The following is a 17,946-nucleotide window of genomic DNA, read 5'->3' as shown; positions in this document are numbered from 1 at the left end:
GTTGACTGCACTGGTGACCGCGTTGCCCGTGCCCGCCGACCTGGCCCATCTGGTGGCCGGGAGTTGGGTGCTGGACGGCGGCGCGGTGCCGAGAGGGTTGCCGCAACCCGCCGTCGATCTGCTGGTCATGCCTGATGGGGTGTGCTGGCTGGCCGGGCCGGAGACGCGTGGTCGGCAGGGGACGCTGCCCGAGGGCGGAGCACTGGTCGGGGTGCGGCTGCGGCCGGGGACGGTGACCGGGCTGTTCGGGGTCGCGGCCGATGAGGTGCCGCTGGCCGGGGCGCCCATCGCGGTCGGGCAGCTGGGCGGGTCGGTGACCGAGCGGTTGGCCGGGGCGCTGGCCCTGGTGCGGGCGCGGGCCGGGCGATGCCGGGTCGACGAGCGGGTGCGCGTCGTAGTGGCGGCCATGCACGCGGCGCCAGGCGCGCCGGTGAACTGGCATGCCGCCCAGGCCGGATTGTCCGAGCGGCAACTACGGCGGCGGTTCGGGGTGGCGATCGGGCTGCGGCCCAAGTCCTACGTACGGGTGGTGCGGTTGCACCACGCGCTCGCCGCCGGGCACGCCGCGGTGGCCAAGGGCGAGCGCCCGGACTGGGCGGGCATCGCCGTGCGCAGCGGCTGCTACGACCAGTCGCACCTGCTCGCCGAGTTCCGGCACGCGGTGGGGGCGCCGCCGGCCACGTTGCTGCCGGATGTCCGTTTTCTCCAAGCCTAGACCAGCCGGGGTTAACACACTCGACGCATGACTGATGATGCTGTCGGGGAGATCCTCGACTGGTACCGGGAGACCGCACGGGATGGTCTCGCCGGGGACGGGGTGCGTTTCGTCGAGCCGTTCGGCGCCTGGGTGGTGCACGGCCACGCCGAGGTGAACCAGGTGCTCACCGACTACCCGGTGTTCTCCTCCGACGAGGTGCGCTACAGCGCGCAACCCGTGCCGCACCGGGACAACCCGGTTCTGGGCAGCCTGTCCGCGATCGATCCGCCTCGGCACCACCTGCTGCGCCGGCTGGTCAGCCGGGCCTTCACGCCCCGCGCGATCCAGGCGCTGCTACCCTCGATCACCGGCACCGTGCGGACGCAACTGGCCGATGTGGACGGTGAGCTGGACGTGATCGGCCGGCTCGGCTACCCGTTGCCGGTGCGCACCATCGCCGCGCTGCTCGGAGTCGAAGCGGACCGGCAACCGGACTTCGTTCGCTGGACCGAGGCGATCACCTCCTTCGCCGGCTCGTTCACCGAGGACCCAGTGCGCCAGGCCGCGTTCCGCACCGCTCACGCCGAACTGGCCGAGTACTTCCGCCAGGTGTTCGCCGAACACCGCGCCCGACCCCAAGGCGACGTGATCGACACTCTGCTGGCCGCCGAACCGGACGGCAGCCGGCTCTCCGACGAGGAGTTGCTCAACTTCTGCACGCTGCTGCTCATCAACGGCCACGAGACCACCAAGACCCTGCTGGTCAACATCGTGCTGTGCCTGGCGGCTCACCCGGACGCACTGGCCCAGCTGCGCGCTGACCCCGGACTGGTACCCGGTGCCATTGAGGAGGTGCTGCGGTTCCTGCCCCCGGTGGGTGGCACCGACCGGTTCGCCACCGGCCCGACGGGCATCGCCGGGCACGCCATCGAGACCGGCCAGCGGGTGATCGCCATGATGCTCTCGGCCAACCGGGACCCCCGGGTGTTCGCCGAGCCGGAGGAGTTCCGGCCCGGCCGAACGCCCAACGAGCACCTGTCCTTCGGACACGGCGTGCACTTCTGCCTCGGCACGCACCTGGCCCGGCACGAGCTCGCGATCGCGGTTCACACACTGCTGCACCGCTTCCCCGGTCCGTGGTCGGTGAGCCGGATCGCGACCGAGCGCACCCCCGTCGGCATCGACGTGCTCGATCTAACACTGGTCAGCCCGTAGCCGGGGACGTCCGGGCCCCGCCGCGCAGGACGGTGGGCCCGGGCCGGACCGTCACTGCTTGGCGGTGGGGAGGGGAAAGGTGAGCGGGTCGCGCTGCGGCACCGGGTACACCGGCACCGGGCCCTTCTCGACGGACTTTGTTCATCAGGTCGTTCTGCTGCTCGGCGAGGTCGGCCTGCCGTCAGGCAACGGCGCCGCCCCTGCCAGCACATCGGTCTCGAAGGCGGCGAGCAACCGCAGCTGCGATTACGTCACTCCAGTGACAGTTGTTTCTGCCCAGACCTGCGGGGCGATCGGGGCTGCTACAGGCGTGAGTGCCGAGATCGTGCGTGGGATGCACCTGGAGGTGTTCGACGGTTCGGCTGTGGATCTGGCAGGTGTCCGCGTGGGGAAAAGGACTCAGTCCGCCTGGCAGAGGGCCGTGAGTGGGCGCAGTTCTTCGGCAGCCGCGCATGCCCGACGTGCCTGGCGGCTTCGGGCGGAGCGTGGCCGGTCTGGTGGAAGCTGGGCTGGGCGGCGGTTTGTCCCGGGCATCGGATGCTGCTGGTGGATCTCTGGCCGAGATGCCGCGTTTCCGTGCGACGGGGCAGCCGGTGAACGACGCGAAAGTGAAGGCGACCGCTGAGCGGGTGGCGGCCTGCTGCGCAGTGGCGGGCTGGGGTTATGAGCTGGTCGGTGAGCCACCCGGGCGGCAGCGCACGATCAACGTGCTGGCGTTGGCGGCCTATCGCCGCGAGATGGTGGGGGTGAGCGACTACCGCGCGCAGCTCCTGTCGTCGGCCGGCGCACCGCTCACGCACGGTGACGGGTGTCGGAGGCGGGACGCGCCTTGTCTGCGGCAGATCCGCATGGGTCAGAATGTGCCGATGACGATCTCCGCTGACGACTCCGGTCCGGTCCGGATCGTGACGGCCGTTCTTCGCGACGGCGATCGGGTGTTGCTGTGTCATCGAAGCGCCGGGCGCCGTTGGTATCCCGACGTGTGGGACCTGCCGGGCGGTCATGTCGAGGAGGGGGAGGATCCGAAAGAGAGCCTTGTCCGCGAGCTTCGGGAGGAGTTGGGAATCACGGCATCGGAGCCGTCCAGCCCGCCGATGCATGAGATCCGGACCGCGACGTTCGACATGCAGATCTGGTTGGTCGACAGGTGGACCGGAACACCCGTCAACGCCGCGCCGGACGAGCACGACGCTGTGGCGTGGTTCGAGACGTCCGACCTTGACAGCCTGCGTCTCGCACATGAGTCGTATCTCTCGATGCTCACCGCCGTGCTCGTCACGTGACGTCGCTCCGGAAGCCAGGGGTGCGCGCTCATCGGCAGATCCGCGCACTCGCACCCGGCTCGGTTCATGGTTGAGTGCACGGAGGGTGAGCGGGCTCCGGAGCTACCGCCGGCGCCACCGGTGGGCAAGATCCACAAGTGGCGCCGGAGCCCATCCGAATGCGTGAGACCTTCGGGGACAGTGCCCACATCTCGGTGATGCTTGCCGTCAAAATCGAGTTGGCGGTGTGTCGGGAGGCGGAGTGGTGACGGCGAACCTGGCGGGGATGAGCGAGCGTGAGTACTTCGCCCACGTGGCCAAGCGGTTGGGCATGTTCGTGGTGGGATCGAGGCTTACTGGGGTTGAGGGCTTCCTGGACGGTTATGACCAGCACGCGCTGCGTCATGGAGGTCCTGGTTTGAGCGGCTGGCGGGAGTGGCTGGTCGCTCGGCGGGGCCAGGACTGCAACCATGGCTGGCATGGCAGGTGCGCCATATCGCTCTCCCCGACGGGTGGGAGCAGTGGGAACTGACCCGTAAAGAGGAGGCCAAGGTCATCCGGGTCCTGTTCACGCTGCTGGATGAATTCCTCACTGCCCGGGAGGCGTCGGACTCCCGTGGTTCCTAGACCATCGGGCGAGACAGGGCGAGCCGACGCCGCAGCGTGTCGATCTCGATAATGATCACGGTGACCTCGTCGCCGACCTGAACCGCGTCGCCTGACACCTCTGGGGTCGGGGCGGTGAGTTCGCTGAGGTGAATCAGGCCTTCAATGCCGTCTGCCACACGGATGAAGGCACCAAAGGGCACCACTTTGGTGACCGGGCCGTGCAGGATCTGCCCCACGTGAACGCGGCGCGCGAACTGCTGGAACGGGTCCGGCTGGGTGGCGCGCAGCGATAGGCGGGCTTCGCCGTTATGGGTGTCGAAGACGAGGACTTCGCAGGTGATGTGCTCTCCCACGGAAACGACCTCGGATGGGTCCTCGAAGCGGTGCCAGGACAGCTCCGGCATGGTGATGAAGCCGACGCCGGGGAAGACGGGGTGGTCGGGTCCGTCGTCCAGATCGACAAAGACGCCGAAGCGTTCGATGGCCGCCACGGTGCCGGACAGCTGCTGTCCCGGACGCAGTGACTTCAGGTACGCCCATAGCCGGGGGTTCTCGGTCGCAGACCGCGAGAGCCGAACCTGTCGCTCGGGAAGATCAACGGAGATCACCTCGGCAGAGACCCGACCGCCAACTTCAAGGATGTCGGCGGCCGAGCCCCCGAAGGACCCCCAGGAAAGATCGAGCGGACCGATGACACCGACTGGAGCCCCGGCGAAAGCGTCGAGAAGCACGGTCGCTTCCGATCGCGTGATCTCTGCGACGGTTCCGGCGAGGACATCGCCGACGTTCACGGTCCTCAGGAACGCGGCGAGGGACGATTCCTCCTCCACGGTCCCCATGGCTCCAAGACTAGACAAGTTCGAGCCCTGAAGCCCCTGTGCCCAACCGACGCACATTCATGGCACTTGATCTTCGGCTGCGCACTGCCGACTTCGATGACGCGAGCACTAACATCTCGACACCCATCGAAGTGAAAGTGTCCAGGTCAGGAGCTGGTCCTACTGTCATCTTCGCCGGGTCCAGACACTCACTTGTCTGACGGTCGCGCAGATGGGAGTGCGTCACGCCATAGGGAAGCGGCATGGCAGTGGGCCATCGGGGTTGGCAGTAGAGGCGTGCACGGCAGGAGGTTCGGCCCCGGCGGCTGGCGTTGGTGGTGGCACCGGCGTACGGCGAGTCGTTCGCGTCGTGGGTCGATCGGATGGCCCTGCGCAACGGATGTCCGTCGTGGACGATGGTCGAGGCGTCAGGGCTTGACGTACCCGCGTCAAGTGAGGTCCGTTCACTGGCGTACGGCATCGTTGCGACACCGAAGACGTACAGAGCGATCGAGGCTGCTACAGGCCTGAGCTTCAGATCGTTGCAGGCGATGACCGATGCTTTCACCAGCGCCGGCTAACCGTTGAGCGAAGCGAGTTCCTTTGACGGATCGGCCCCGTTCGCGATGTTCTGCAGGACTACACCCAAGTCCTTCTCCAGGGAGTCCTTGCCGGACACGGAGAGCTTGCGGGGATACTTGCTGTTCTTGAGCTCTTCGGTTACGAGATCGACGCTGGAGGTCGCGAGCTTCGACTCGGAGCCGTTGAGCTGGACCGACACGTCGTTGGCCGCCGGGAAGCCCTGCAGCGTGTTGACCCAGAGCTGTTGCCCGGTACCTACCGCCATGAATTTGACGAACTTTGCCGCAGCCGTCTTCTTGGCGCCGTCGAGGTCCCTGCCGATGGCCAGGGCGAAATCAACACCCGATGTGGCGCCGGCATCGGTTTCGCCGATCGCGGGAAAGGCGGCCATGCCGATCTCATCGTTGTCGACGGCGCTGCCCGGCACTTCCGGGCTGGTGCTGAGGGCCGCTCCGACGTGCCACGAGCCGGTCGGCATGGCCAGCGCCTTTCGTTTGAGGAAGTAGTCATCGCGGGCAGAGGGGTAGGTGGTCGTGGTGACCGCCCCCTTCTGGAACACGCCGTCGGTGAACAGCTTCTGCCAGTCCTTCGCGGCGCTGGTAAGGCTCTCGGAGTCCCAGGGGATCTTGCCCTCGGCCGCCTTGTAGATGTCCCCGCCCTGGCCGTACTGGTTGCTCAGCCACACGAAGAAGTCCGCAGCGTGCCAGGTGTCTGCGGCGCCCATCGCGAACGGTGCGTAGCCGGCCTTGCCGGCTGTCCTCGCCACATTGAGGAGATCATCGTAGGTCTTCGGCAGCGTCAGGCCGAGTTTGTCGAACAGGGTCTTGTTGTAGAGGTAGAACTCCATGCCGGCGTTGAGGATCGGTACGGCTGCCTCGACCCCCTTCGTCGTCGTGGTCTCCTTGCGTGACCCGGCTTTGACGCTGGCGATCCAGTCTCCCGCGTAGTCCTTGACGGGCATCGCGAAGTCGGCGTACTCGTCGAACGATGCGCCGACTTGAATGCCGTAGACGTCTGGGATCTCATCGGCAAGGAGCTTGTTGTCCAGCTTCGTCCTGTAGGCGTCGAAATCCTCATCGCGGATGAAGTCGATCTCTATGTCCGGGTTCTCCTTCTCGAACGCCGCCTTGATAGCAGGCCAATTGTCCTGAGTGGGAAGCCAGGTGTTGAAGGTGAGTTTGACCTTGCCGTTCGTGGAGGCTTTTTCCTCCGCCCCGCCACACGCCGTGAGCGCCATTGCACCGACCGCGACGAGCGCTACGGCCAGCCGCGCCTTGCGAGCATTGCCACGCATTTCGATCCTCTCTTCCTGCGGGTTGTGATGCCGGTGGTTCAGCGCCGATCGCTCTCGGCGATCGACGTCATGCGGAAGCCCCGGAGTGCCGCTCCCGACAGCTCGACGCGCTGCCCGAACCGGCCGGCGACCTCGAGTGGCAACGCCACCTCGTTCTCGCCGACCCGGACAACGACGGCGCCAGGGTTCACGATGGTGCGTACGGTCCCCCTGGGATGGGGGTGGGGGAAGTCCATGACCTGTCGGGGCGCGCCGTCCTGACACAGGTTGATGTGGCACATGCGCCGGTCGATCCGTACGTGCACGACCGACGTCCCGTCGATGACCACCGGATGCAGCTCGGCGTATCCAGAGGGAGCGATCAATTCGATCTCGTGCTCGAACAAGACACCGGGAGCGTGCGTAACAGATTCCAGCATCAGCGGACGTCGCCCCGTGGCGGCCAGCCCGTCCGAGCGCACGTCGACAGGGCGGTTCGCACGGAAGAGCCGGGACAAGTGAGCCAACTGTTGCCCCCACAGGTCAAGGTGCTCGGTGAACGCGAGCGCCGTGTATTCGGCGTGAGTACCTATGGACAGGAGCCCGACACCTCCCGCTGTGTCATCACCGGTCGAGGCCGACAGCACGTCCATACCGTCGAGCCGCACCATGACCTCGTCGAACGTCCGCACAACGCGCAGTTCGTGCCAGGCGGACGGATCGAATCGGCCGAGTTCCGCGCGAGCGACGCTGCGGGAGATGTCGCCGTGCCGGCGCCACAACTCGACGCTGGAAGTTGCCACGTCAACGAGCACCGCAATGTAGTCAGTACGGTCGTGGAAGACCGGAATCACGCCGAAGCGTGCTCCCGCGTCGCTGCGCTCCGCCCGCACCCACACTTCCAGTACGTGGCTGGTGAGTTGCCGCTCATGTGCGAGAAGAGTCAGCAGATCACGCCCGGTGCGAAGTACTCCGGGTCCCTGGCCCTCGGCCGGCAGAACGGTGACCTCGCCGGCGACGACCGTCCACCCCGACACAAGGTCCGGCTCGGTGAAATCGTCCTGAAAGGTGGCGACAGGGGGCGCGGGAGAGCATGCGGAGGTCGGTGCCGGCGTGGTCAGTCGGCCGCCGTCGTAGAAGAGCGGGTCGATGCGCATCACGCGCTCCTCCCGCTGAGGATCGAGCGGGACGGTGGCATCCCTGCCGTGGTAGACGATCCAGTCGTCAACGAGATTGGGCGCGAGCACGATCGAGTTGTGTCCCGTGCCTTCGACCTTGTTGTCGCGGCGCACGAGCGGCGACCACTCGCCGTTGCGGGAATACTTGGCCCATTCCAATTCTGCGGGACCGCGAGTCAGCGAGGCATGCGCGTAGCCAATGAAATAATCTTCGCCGACGTAAGCGTTGCCCGAGTAGGTCAGGTATGCCTGGTCTCGATGAGTGAAGTATGTGGCGCCCTCGACTGTGTACCAGTCGCGGCCGTCTCCGAACCGGTTCCGCTCGAAGAGCTCCTGTTCCAGTGTCGGGACAGCGACGGGGCGCGGTGATCCTGCCGGCTCCTCCAAGGTGATCAGGCGGTCCACGACGATAGAGGTGCCGGTGCCGTCATGGTCGAGTCCAGTGACGTCATTGGTCGAGTAGAAGATGACGTAGTCGCCCGAGGCCGGATCGCGTACAACGTGCGGATCGATGGAGAAGGTGTCGAACAGGCGCCGTCTGGTCTCGAACGGTCCGTCGGGCCGCGGGCTGGTGGCGACATGGAGAATCTCTTGGTGAGGGTCCTCGCAGCCTTCTGGGCGGTGGGAGACGTACATCCAGAACAGTCCGTCGGCGTAGATCACGCACGGGGCCCAGTAATGAGCTCGGCCCGGGACGGCAAAGGCGAAACCCAGGCGGTGCCACGTGATCAGGTCGATCGATGTGGAGAGATTGACACCGTGCTCACCCGTGGAATAACACCAGTACCGGCCGCGAAAGCGAAGGACGAACGGGTCCGGATCGGTGCGGGCGACGCCGTCGGCGTACCCGAGCGGGTTGTGGTAAGTGCGGGTCGTCATCGATTTCAACTCTTCACCGCGCCCGCTGTGATGCCTGCCTGCAGATACCGTTGGCTGAACAGGTAGATCACGACTGAGGGGACGGTCATCAGTACGAGACCGGCGTACAGCTGCGAGATCTGCTCCTGGCTCATGCGGTCGTACTGCAGGAGAGAGATGGCCTGTGTCACCGGGAACTTGTCCTGGTCGGTCAGCAACAGGGCCGGGAGCAGGTACTCGTTCCAGCAGAACACGAACGACAGCACAACGACGTTGGTCAGTACCGGTCCGCTCACCGGCATCAGCACCTGCCAATAGATGCGGAATGTTCCGGCCCCGTCGAGACGCGCCGCTTCGATGATTTCGTTGGGCACGGAATCGAAATGGTTGCGCATCATCATCAACATCATCAGCGCGTTGAAGGCGATGAGCGGGATGATCACGCCGGCGTAGGTGTCCCGCAGGCCGATCGAATTGATGCTGAAGAACAGGGGGGTGATCAGCGAGGCCACCGGGACGGCCATGCAGGCGAGGAGGCCGTAATAGATGGCGTTCTTCCCCGGAAACTGCATCTTCGAGAACGCGTAACCGCCCAACGATGCGATCAGCATGACGGTCACGGCGGAGACACCGGCCAGAAGGAATGAGTTCGCGATTGCTTTCCAGTAGCCGAACGTGGGGTGGTTGAGCACCACTGAGTAGTTGTTCCAGCCGCCCGCACTGATTGATTTGTAGATCGCGACGCCAATGGGGTAGATCCATAGGATCGCAAGGAAGATCAGTACCGCGTACATGGCCATCTTGGCCGAGATCCGCTGGCTCATGACTCTCGCCTCTGCCGGCTCGACAGTTTTACCTGAAGAACTGCGAGCATGAACGCGACCAACAGAATGACCATGCCGATCGCCGATGCGTATCCCGCGTTGCGATTTGCGCGTTCCTGGTAGAGGAACGTGGACAGAAAGTGGGTCGAGACACCTGGCCCCCCTTCGGTGGTGAGCCATACGATGTCGAATGTCTTCAGTGAACCCACGATGCCGAGGATGATCAGGACATTCGTCGTCCCGCGTAGTGATGGGATCGTGACCGAGAACAGTTTGCGCCACCATCCAGCGCCGTCCAGATCGGCTGCCTCGTACTGCTCCTCAGGGATGGACATCAGGCCCGCGAAATAGATCATCATCGAAAAGCCCATCCACTGGAAGACGTTGATCGCGATGATCGACCAGACGCCGAGGTCTGCGCCGAGCCACTCGATGACGGCGCCCTGGTCGATGATTCCCAGTGTGCGGAGCATCTCGTTCAGCGAACCGTAGTTCGTCTCCAGCGTGTACTTGAACACCGTCGCGATGATTGCCGGTGCCATGGAGATCGGCAGGAAGAAGATGGCCTTGAAAAGGCTGCTGCCAGGCAGTCGTTCCTTGCAGATGACCGCAATGACCAGGCCAAGAGCAGTCTGAACGGAGACCGTGACCACCAAGAACATGAGGGTATTACGCAGCGCGATCCAGAAGGTGCGGTCCTCGAACAGGCTGCGGTAGTTCTCCAGCCCGATCTGATCCATCCTCCGCAGGCCATTCCAGTCGGTGAAGCTGGCATACGCAGTGAAGCTGATCGCGTAGTAGATAAGGGCACCTGATATCACCACGATGGGCAGGATGTAGAGATAGGGCGAGATTCGCCCGGCCAGCGTCCTCACGCCGCGTCGATCCTTTCTGATTCAACGTTGAATAGATCGGGGGGAGCGAGAGGGAGTCTCTTGGTTCAACGTTGAATCTGGTGTGCCGGTGACATTAACATCCAGTGTTGGGGTGGTCAACCGTCTGATCGCATCCTGAACCCGGACCGCATAGGAGAGAACGTGGCTCGTGTAAGGCTGATCGATGTCGCACGACGCGCGGGAGTGAGCGCCAAGACCGTGTCGAACGTGGTCAACGGGACCGGTGCGGTCAGCGAGAAGAAGCGTGTCGAGATCCTGGCGGTGATCGACGAGCTGGGTTACAGGCCGAACCGGAGCGCACGGCAACTGCGTACCGGCTCCAGCGGATTGGTCGCACTCGGCATGCCCGACCTGCGCGAACCGTACTTCGCCGAGTTCGCCTCCGCGTTCTTCACATCGGCTCAGCGGCGCGGCGTCACAGTGGTCGTCTGGCAGACGCACGGGGACCTGGAGACCGAGCGGGCGTTCCTCGAGGGAGAAGGAATGCCCGAGCTCGAGGGCATCGTGATGAGCCCGCTCCGACTGAGCTCCGACGACATCGCCAAGCGCAGGAGCGCACTGCCCCTCGTACTGATCGGCGAGCACGGTCACGGTCTCGCGACCCCTGAGAACCCGCATGTCGGCGTGGACAACATCGAGGCCGCGCGTGCCGCTACTCACTTACTGTTGAGCAAGGGAAGACAGCGGATCGCGGTCATCGGAGCGCAGGAGGGCGGCTCCACCGCCACCAGCAAGATGCGTATGGAGGGCTACCGGCGTGCGCTCCGCGATGCGGGGATCGCGCCTGACCCCTCGCTTACGGGTTGGGTCATCGAGTTCAACCGTGCCGAAGGTTCGGCCGCCGCGGAACGCCTTCTCGCGGCACGCGCGGACTTCGATGGCTTGTTCTGCTTCAATGACACGCTTGCGTTCGGCGCCCTCTACACTCTCGCCATCCACGGCGTCTCCGTGCCCGGCAGGGTTGCGGTTGTTGGTTTCGACGCCATCGAGGAGGGCCGCTTCTCGACGGCGCAGTTCGCGAGCGTCGATCCGAACAGTGCAAAAGTGTCTGAGAGCATCCTCGACCTGATCCTTGGCGCCGAGCGAGCGCCCGTCCCCGGGGGACACCTCGTGCTTCCGTTCGGAATCGTCGATCACGAGCTGCCACGCATCCCGGACTAGTTTCTTCAGACGCCTGCAGGGTTCGGTCAACGGCGGCCGGGAGGGCGGGGCATGTGCGGACGCCCGTCGAAGTGGCGGCGCCCCAGGTCGGAAGCAGGTTCCACTGTCATCTTCGCTTCATCCAGACATCACTGTCTCTCCGGACTCATCGAAGCTGGCAGCTGGGTGTCCGCCGGCGACAGGCATTCGAGCACCGGCTGGGCGCTCATGAGGACAGCCGGCTCGCCGATCAGGCTCGGCGGGCGCTGGACGCGAGGCGATCGGCGAGCGCGAGGACGAGGTCGCGCAGTTCGTCAGGGTGCTCGATGACGAACGGCCGGTCGAGGGCGGCGAGGAGCGGAGGCAGCCAGTCGAGCCGCTCCACCCGGAGCTCGACATGCAGCCAGCGCTCGGTCGCCGGATCCGAGCCTGCCGCGGAGGCGGGCTCCGTGATGGTCGCCACGCTGCCGGGAAGCCGGGCGCGAATCTGCGCGACCGTCCCGTGGATCCGCAGGGTCACCTCGTGCCGGTAGGCCGCCGTGGCGAACCCCGACAGGACGCGCTGCGCCGGGTCCGGTCCGGCGGGCGCCTCGAACGATCCGGGCAGGGTCCTGGCGTGCGTGACGCGATCGAGCCGGAAGGTCCGGTCTTCGCCGATCTCGGGATCGGCGCCGGTGACGTACCACCGGCCCGAGTGCGTGACGATCCCGTACGGGTGCAGCGTGCGGTCGCGGCGCCGGTCGTCGCGGTCGGTGTACCTGATCGAGACCGGCCGGTGGTGGTGCACCGCGTCGGCGATCGTGAGCAGGACTCCGGCGTCCGGGGTGGTGAACTCGCCGGGCGGTTCGGTGAAGGCGAGGGATTCGAGGACCGTGTCGAGCCTGCGGGCGAGGCGCTCGGGCAGCACCCGCCGGATCTTGGCCGCAGCCGTCTCACTCGCCGTGCCGGCCGCGGTCGTCAACCCCGTCCGGCGGCCGGCGATCAGGCCGAACAGCACGGCGAGCGCCTCGTCGTCACTGAGCATGAGCGGAGGCAGGCGGTAACCCGGGGCGAGGCGGTAACCACCGTGACGGCCGCGCACCGCCTCGACGGGTATGTCGAGGTCGATCAGATGGTCGACGTACCGCCGTACGGTGCGGCCGTCGACGCCGAGCCGGTCGGCGAGCTCGGCCATCGTGCGGACGCCGCCCGACTGCAGCAGCTCCAGGAGGCTGAGCACGCGGCCGGCGGGTCGGGACATACTCGAAGCCTAGCGACAATACTGGACCGATTCTGTCCAGTTTTTGTTCTAGCGTGCGAGGTGCCACCACTTCCCGAACCCAGGAGAACACCCATGGACTTCGTCTCGATCCGCATCATCACGGGCGACGTCGCGCGCCTCGTCGAGTTCTACGAGAAGGCCACGGGGGTGCGGGCGGCCTGGTCCACCGAGGACTTCGCCGAACTCCGGACATCCCGCGCCACCCTCGCCATCGCCGGCACCCGCACCGTCCCGCTCTTCGCGCCGGGCTCCGCCCGCCCGGCCGACAACCACACCGTGATCATCGAGTTCCGGGTGGACGACGTGGACCATGTGCACCAGAACCTGGCCGGCTTCGTCACCGACTTCGTCAACGAGCCCACCACGATGCCCTGGGGCAACCGGTCGCTGTTGTTCCGCGACCCTGACGGCAACCTCGTCAACTTCTTCACCCCGGTCACCGCCTGACGGCATCGCGGCAGAGGGCCCCTGGACACCGACCCGGATCCATATGATCATCGATCTCGCACCCTTCACTGACCGTGCGACGGGTCCTGGCGTGATCGCCGGACGGACCGGAGGATGCCATGACCGATGACAGGTCGGCCTCGCCGGGAACTGTCCGGGAGCAGCGGTCCGAGCTGGTCGCGCGAGCCGGCGAGACGGCACGGATCGAGGAGGCCGTCGCCGGTGCGGCGGCCGGGGAATGCCGGCTGCTCCTCATCGACGGTGATCCGGGAGTGGGCAAGACCCGGCTGCTCGCGTACCTGATCGAGCGGGCGCACGCGGCCGGGCGGACCGTGCTCGCCGGCAGCGCCACCGAGTTCGAGCGGCTCGTCCCGTTCGGCATGTACGTGGACGCCTTCACCCGGATGTCCGACGAGCACGACGAGCCGGGCGGCGCCGGACCCGGTGACCTCGCCGAGGCGGCGCTGCGTACCTTGCTGTCGGCGGGTGAGTCGAGCGACACCGAGCGCGGCCGGTTGGATCGCTATCACACCTATCGGGGCATTCGAGCGCTCCTGAGCCATCTGGCCACCGACCGTGGCGTGGTGCTGGCCTTCGACGACCTGCACTGGGCGGACGGGCCGTCGCTGGAGTTGACCGAGTTCCTCCTGCGCCGGCCGCCGGCCGCGGGATTCCTGCTGGCCGTCGCCTGCCGGTCGTCCATGATTCCGCCGATGGTGGCCGAGGCCGTCGCCCGGCGGGATCGGCGCGTCACCCGGCTGAGCCTGGCCCCGCTCGACGAGGACGCGGTCGCGCTGCTCATGCCGTCCGGCACGGACCCGCGCCGGCGGACACTGATGTACCGGGTCAGCGGCGGCAACCCGCTGTTCCTGCAGGCGTTGCTGGACGTCGACGACCACACCCTGGCGGAGCTGGCCGACGGGCGGCCCGGGGCGGCGCTCGCCCTGGAGCGGGCACTGCTGGCGGTGCTGCGCGGAGAGCTGGACCGGCTCACGCCGGCGGCCCGCCGGGCGGCCCACGCGGCGGCGGTCGCCGGAGAGCTGGCCTCGCCGGTCGTGATCGCCCACGTCGCCGAGCTCGACGCCGCGACCGCCGCCGCCGCCGTGGACGAGCTGTGCCGCCAGGGGCTCGGCACGCTGGCGGGCGCCCGGTTCGCCTTCCACCATCCGCTGGTACGCGGCGTCGCGTACGACACCTGTGGCCCGGGCTGGCGTGTCGCGGCGCACGCGCGGGCCGCCGGCTACCTGCGCGGCAATGACGGATCGCTGGCACTGCTCGCCCACCACACCGAGCGGTACGCCGAGCACGGCGACGAGCAGGCCGCCCGGACGCTGGCAGACGCCGGCATCGCCTACCTGGACTCCGCGCCGGCGACCGCCGTGCGGCTGCTCCGCGACGCCCTGCGGGTGCTGCCGGAACGCGACGACCTCGTGCCGTACCGCGGCCACCTGCTCACCTGCCTGGCGAAGGGGACCGGCGTGATGGGCTCGCTCACCGAGAGTCGGCGCATCCTGCACGAGGTCATCCACCTGCCGCACGAGGTGGCCGCGGCGGCGGTGGCCTTCTCCTCCGTGATCTCCCGGCTGCTCGGCCGGCTGGACGAGGCACGCGCCCTGCTGAGCGCGCACACCGGACGGGCCGGGCACGACCGGCGGCTGCGCGCCCAGCTCCTGCTGGAGCGCGCCTGCGTGGCGGTGCTTCGGGCGGACCCGGGTGAGGCCCGCCGGCACGCGCGCGAAGCCGTCGCGCTCCTGTCCGAGACCGCCGATCCGGTGCTCAGCGCCGCGACGTACGCGGTGCTGGCCCTGGCGTGCCTGCAGGACGGCGACATCTCCGCGGGCCGGGCGCACAGCGGGCGAGCCGGCTGGCTGATGGACAGCGTGTCGGACAACGCCCTGGTGTCGCACGTGGAACTCGTCGCGCCGCTCTCGTGGGCCGAAATCCTTCTGCAGCGGCCCGGCGACGCCGAGCGCCACCTCGCCCGTGGGGTCGACCTCGCGACGATGTCCGGCGGCAGCTACGCGATGCCCTACCTGCTCATCGCCCAGGCCCACCAGCAGGCGCGCACCGGCCGCCTGGCGGAGGCCATCGAGACCGCGAACCACGCCGCCACGGCGTCGGAGTACATCCAGAGCAGCGAGACCCTGGCGATGGCCCGCTGCGTCATGCTGTTACCGGTGCTGTGGCGGCACGGCACCGGTCCCGCCATGAAGCTCGCCGACCGGCTCGCCGAGGCGGCTCCAGGTTCGGCCTGGTGGCAGGCGATGGCGCATCTGTCCGCGGCGCGGGTCCGCCTGGCCGCCGGCCGTGCGCAGCCGGGGCACGCGCCGCCGCTGCCATCGGTTCTCACCCGTGACACCGAGGTGGAGCGGCTGGCCGTGCAGTCGCTCCAGGCCGGCGCCGAGGGCGACGTCGGCACCGCGCTCCGCCGGTCGGCGGCCGCGGTCGCCGCCGCTGAAGGTGGTTCCGCCTACCGCGTCGGGATCGCGTACGACGCCCGCGCCCGCGCGTTGTGCGGCCACGACGACCTGGCCGGAGCCGCGGCTGCCGCCCGGATCGCCGCCGAGCGGTTCGCCGAGAGCGGTGCCGTCGCCGAGCGCGGCCTGGCCCATCAGCTTCTCGCCACCGTCCACGGCCGCATGGGAGACGTGGCGTCGTCCCGCGCCGAGATCGGCCGGGCCAAGGCCGCCTACCGGGAGTCGGGTGCCGACTGGCTCGCCGGTCAGCTGGCTCGGGCGGAGCGGCGGCTGGCCGCGCGCGGCCCCCGGCACGCGGCGCGGAAAGCCGCCGGCCCGCCGGCGCTGACCGCGCGCGAGCACCAGGTGGCGGAGCTCGTCAGCCAGGGGTTGACCAACCGGGAGGTGGCCGAGCGTCTCCAACTCAGCCAGAAGACGGTCGAGACGCACGTGGCACGCATCTTCAGCAAGTTCGACGTGCGGTCCCGGGTGGCGCTGGCCAGGCGAATGGCCGGCCAGGGCGACATCCCGGCAGCCGGATGACGACGACCGGAGCCTCCGGTCGTCCGTGTCGTCCGATGCCGGTCAGAAGTCGTCGGGGAGGGTTCCGGTGTTCAACCACTGTTCCGCCGCGTCCCGGATCTTGTCCGGGTCGACTTTCTCCCCCTTCTGACACGGGTCCTGCCTGACGGTCCTGGGGTTGAAGGTGACCCAGACGAGGTCGATCGGCTTCTGCAGCCCCCCACCGCTCAGCGTGGACGTCGAGACCTGCAGGCCCGGCTCGCCCGGGTCCTTGGCCTTGATCTCGCAGGGATCCCCCGTGGGGGTGTTGTCGATCGGGCCGCCCGCGGGGATGGACGGCGCGCTGCTGTAGGTGGCGGGAATCCAGGTCGAGGGCGCCGGCCCGCCGCCACTGCCTCCCCCGCCCCCGCCGCCGACCACGGGAGCTCCCGGCATCGGCAGCAGCGGGATCGGATTGTCCAGCACCTCGGTCGGGACCGTCACCTCACCGTCAGGGCCGATGAAGTGGCAGATGCTGTCGATGTCGCTCCCGTCGCACGCCTCCTCGGGGTGGGCGCTCACCCATTCCTCCAGCGCCTGGTCGGCGACCGGGTCGTCGGCGGAGGCCTGCGCGTCGACGTTGACACGTGAGAAGTCGGGCCCGTTCGGGAAGAGCGCCGGGAACTCGTTGGCCATCCAGGTGGCCAGCGCCCTGCCGATCGCGACGGCCCCCACCTCGTTGGGGTGGAAGCTCTCCTGGTTGATCTTGAAGAGCTTGAACTGCCCCAGCAGCCGGTAGCGGGGCCTCAGTCCGGTGAAGTACGGCTCCACCTGGCCGAGCTCGTGGCCGGCCACCACGCTGCTGCCGTTCGGTCCCGCCGTGTTCGGGTCGAACACGTGGACCCTGACGTTCGGATACCTGGCGCGGAACCGATCGACCGCGTCCTTGATGGCCTTGTTCACCTCGGTGGCGAACGGATACATCAGGTCCAGGGTCGGCCCGGCGATCTGCTTGATGTCGCCGTTGCCGGACTGCTTGACGGCCAGTGGGTAGAGAGCCACGACGAGATCCGCCTGCTGCGCCACGTTGTGCGTCTCCACCAGGCCCTGTTCGACGTTCGCCGAGACCTGCGGCATCCGCTTCAGGAGCCGGCCCACCTCCAGCCGGACGGCGGTCATCTGGTTGTGCACCCAGCTCGAGGGCCTCAGGATCCCGTCCTCGTAGTACACCTTCACCGCGGTCTCCAGCAGCGACCCGAAGCCGGCGTCGTTGCCGCCGAGCCCGAAGTAGACGATCTTGGTGTCCCCCGGGATGCCCTGGAGCTGGGGTGCGTTCCGTATCTGCGCCGGGTCGGGTTTGTCGTCGTTCTCGTACTGCGGCTGCGTGAGGTGCTTGGTCTTGGCTCCCGACGAGGCGTTGAAGATGAACTTGTCGCCGCCCCACGTGGTGCGTATCTGGGTGGGGTCGAGCGTGTACGTCCCGACGGGATAGCGGCCCGATTCCAGGAAGGCCCAGGCCGCGTGAAGGGGGGCCAGGCCGGATATGTGCCGCCACTCGTCGACGCCGTCCGGCCTCGCCTTCCAGTAGACGCTGTTCCTGCTCGCGCCCTCACCACCCGTGTAACTGTCGCCGACCCCAGCGATCGTGTACGGCTCCAGCGTCGTCGGAGGGGGCGTCGGTGGCGGCGTCGGCTGCACGGTGGGCGGAGGGAGCGTCGGGGGGACCGGCTTGAACGTCGGTCTGGTCGGTGGCGTGGTCGGCAGGGGGACCGGCGGCCCGGCGCTTGCCGGAGCGCTGACCAGCACGGCCGCGGAGAGGGCGGTCACGAGCCCGATCAGGCCCAGCCGCCCGAGTGTGCGCCATCTCCGGAACCGGCGGGGAAGTCGCATGGACGAGCCTTCCTGTTGGTGCGATGGAAAGGGGGCGCG

The 17,946-nt window shown here is 67.7% G+C and carries 14 protein-coding genes; 7 read left to right on the top strand and 7 right to left on the bottom strand.

Annotated elements, in window-relative coordinates:
- Window positions 1-13 precede the first annotated feature (13 nt).
- The 3 genes from AB0H64_RS00695 to AB0H64_RS00685 all read left to right on the top strand — a co-directional run bounded on the left by AB0H64_RS00695 (window position 14) and on the right by AB0H64_RS00685 (window position 3,195).
- Window positions 14-715 (top strand): helix-turn-helix domain-containing protein, encoded by a 702-nt coding sequence (locus AB0H64_RS00695; RefSeq protein WP_357618309.1) that lies wholly within the window; start codon window positions 14-16, stop codon window positions 713-715.
- Between the two features lie 27 nt (window positions 716-742).
- On the top strand, window positions 743-1,912 hold the full coding sequence (locus tag AB0H64_RS00690; RefSeq protein ID WP_357618306.1) for a cytochrome P450: 1,170 nt from the start codon (window positions 743-745) through the stop codon (window positions 1,910-1,912).
- Window positions 1,913-2,364: 452 nt separating this feature from the next.
- A complete protein-coding gene (locus AB0H64_RS00685; RefSeq protein WP_357618303.1) occupies window positions 2,365-3,195 on the top strand; it encodes an NUDIX hydrolase in 831 nt (276 codons plus the stop codon).
- A 602-nt stretch (window positions 3,196-3,797) separates the two neighbouring features.
- Here AB0H64_RS00685 and AB0H64_RS00680 read toward each other — a convergent pair.
- Complete coding sequence (locus tag AB0H64_RS00680) at window positions 3,798-4,622, bottom strand: S1 RNA-binding domain-containing protein (protein WP_357618301.1); 825 nt, start codon at window positions 4,620-4,622, stop codon at window positions 3,798-3,800.
- A 314-nt stretch (window positions 4,623-4,936) separates the two neighbouring features.
- Between AB0H64_RS00680 and AB0H64_RS00675 the strand changes: the two genes are divergently transcribed.
- Window positions 4,937-5,182 carry a TniQ family protein gene (locus AB0H64_RS00675; RefSeq protein ID WP_357618298.1) on the top strand — a complete coding sequence of 82 codons (246 nt, stop codon included), beginning with the start codon at window positions 4,937-4,939 and terminating at the stop codon, window positions 5,180-5,182.
- On the opposite strand, the gene AB0H64_RS00670 is transcribed toward AB0H64_RS00675, so the two are convergent.
- From AB0H64_RS00670 to AB0H64_RS00655, 4 genes are read right to left on the bottom strand one after another with little or no spacing between them, the layout of a single operon-like run.
- Window positions 5,179-6,477, bottom strand: a complete 1,299-nt coding sequence (locus AB0H64_RS00670) for an ABC transporter substrate-binding protein (protein ID WP_357618296.1) — start codon at window positions 6,475-6,477, stop codon at window positions 5,179-5,181. The two genes, AB0H64_RS00675 and AB0H64_RS00670, sit on opposite strands and share 4 nt — an antisense overlap.
- A gap of 38 nt (window positions 6,478-6,515) precedes the next feature.
- The gene (locus tag AB0H64_RS00665; RefSeq protein WP_357618293.1) at window positions 6,516-8,513 is read right to left on the bottom strand and encodes a glycoside hydrolase family 43 protein; all 1,998 of its coding nucleotides are present in this window, start codon (window positions 8,511-8,513) and stop codon (window positions 6,516-6,518) included.
- A 5-nt stretch (window positions 8,514-8,518) separates the two neighbouring features.
- The gene (locus tag AB0H64_RS00660) at window positions 8,519-9,316 is read right to left on the bottom strand and encodes a carbohydrate ABC transporter permease (protein ID WP_357618290.1); all 798 of its coding nucleotides are present in this window, start codon (window positions 9,314-9,316) and stop codon (window positions 8,519-8,521) included.
- Window positions 9,313-10,191: a sugar ABC transporter permease gene (locus tag AB0H64_RS00655; RefSeq protein ID WP_357618287.1), complete on the bottom strand. Its 879-nt coding sequence runs from the start codon at window positions 10,189-10,191 to the stop codon at window positions 9,313-9,315. Before AB0H64_RS00655 ends, AB0H64_RS00660 begins: the two co-directional genes overlap by 4 nt.
- A gap of 162 nt (window positions 10,192-10,353) precedes the next feature.
- Between AB0H64_RS00655 and AB0H64_RS00650 the strand changes: the two genes are divergently transcribed.
- On the top strand, window positions 10,354-11,373 hold the full coding sequence (locus AB0H64_RS00650; RefSeq protein ID WP_357618284.1) for a LacI family DNA-binding transcriptional regulator: 1,020 nt from the start codon (window positions 10,354-10,356) through the stop codon (window positions 11,371-11,373).
- A 229-nt stretch (window positions 11,374-11,602) separates the two neighbouring features.
- On the opposite strand, the gene AB0H64_RS00645 is transcribed toward AB0H64_RS00650, so the two are convergent.
- Window positions 11,603-12,592 (bottom strand): YafY family protein, encoded by a 990-nt coding sequence (locus AB0H64_RS00645; RefSeq protein WP_357618281.1) that lies wholly within the window; start codon window positions 12,590-12,592, stop codon window positions 11,603-11,605.
- 93 nt (window positions 12,593-12,685) lie between these two features.
- Here AB0H64_RS00645 and AB0H64_RS00640 point away from each other — a divergent pair, with 93 nt between their 5' ends.
- Complete coding sequence (locus AB0H64_RS00640) at window positions 12,686-13,060, top strand: VOC family protein (RefSeq protein WP_357618278.1); 375 nt, start codon at window positions 12,686-12,688, stop codon at window positions 13,058-13,060.
- 119 nt (window positions 13,061-13,179) lie between these two features.
- Entirely contained in the window at window positions 13,180-16,059 is a 2,880-nt protein-coding gene (locus tag AB0H64_RS00635) for an AAA family ATPase (RefSeq protein WP_357618275.1), read from the top strand.
- Window positions 16,060-16,101: 42 nt separating this feature from the next.
- Here AB0H64_RS00635 and AB0H64_RS00630 read toward each other — a convergent pair whose 3' ends face one another.
- Complete coding sequence (locus AB0H64_RS00630; protein WP_357618272.1) at window positions 16,102-17,907, bottom strand: hypothetical protein; 1,806 nt, start codon at window positions 17,905-17,907, stop codon at window positions 16,102-16,104.
- Window positions 17,908-17,946: the final 39 nt, after the last annotated feature.

It is taken from the genome of Nonomuraea sp. NPDC050733 (assembly GCF_040654215.1).
Taxonomy (GTDB): domain Bacteria; phylum Actinomycetota; class Actinomycetes; order Streptosporangiales; family Streptosporangiaceae; genus Nonomuraea.
Note: the sequence above shows the minus strand (reverse complement) of the source record. Positions and strands in the feature narration are given on the sequence as shown.

What these genes read in the sequence shown, in the direction of transcription:
- AB0H64_RS00635 (WP_357618275.1), top strand. Translation starts at nt 13,180, where the DNA reads ATGACCGATGACAGGTCGGCCTCGCCGGGAACTGTCCGGGAGCAGCGG.
- AB0H64_RS00685 (WP_357618303.1), top strand. Translation starts at nt 2,365, where the DNA reads ATGCCCGACGTGCCTGGCGGCTTCGGGCGGAGCGTGGCCGGTCTGGTG.
- AB0H64_RS00640 (WP_357618278.1), top strand. Translation starts at nt 12,686, where the DNA reads ATGGACTTCGTCTCGATCCGCATCATCACGGGCGACGTCGCGCGCCTC.
- AB0H64_RS00670 (WP_357618296.1), bottom strand. Translation starts at nt 6,477, where the DNA reads ATGCGTGGCAATGCTCGCAAGGCGCGGCTGGCCGTAGCGCTCGTCGCG.
- AB0H64_RS00645 (WP_357618281.1), bottom strand. Translation starts at nt 12,592, where the DNA reads ATGTCCCGACCCGCCGGCCGCGTGCTCAGCCTCCTGGAGCTGCTGCAG.
- AB0H64_RS00660 (WP_357618290.1), bottom strand. Translation starts at nt 9,316, where the DNA reads ATGAGCCAGCGGATCTCGGCCAAGATGGCCATGTACGCGGTACTGATC.
- AB0H64_RS00690 (WP_357618306.1), top strand. Translation starts at nt 743, where the DNA reads ATGACTGATGATGCTGTCGGGGAGATCCTCGACTGGTACCGGGAGACC.
- AB0H64_RS00665 (WP_357618293.1), bottom strand. Translation starts at nt 8,513, where the DNA reads ATGACGACCCGCACTTACCACAACCCGCTCGGGTACGCCGACGGCGTC.
- AB0H64_RS00630 (WP_357618272.1), bottom strand. Translation starts at nt 17,907, where the DNA reads ATGCGACTTCCCCGCCGGTTCCGGAGATGGCGCACACTCGGGCGGCTG.
- AB0H64_RS00680 (WP_357618301.1), bottom strand. Translation starts at nt 4,622, where the DNA reads ATGGGGACCGTGGAGGAGGAATCGTCCCTCGCCGCGTTCCTGAGGACC.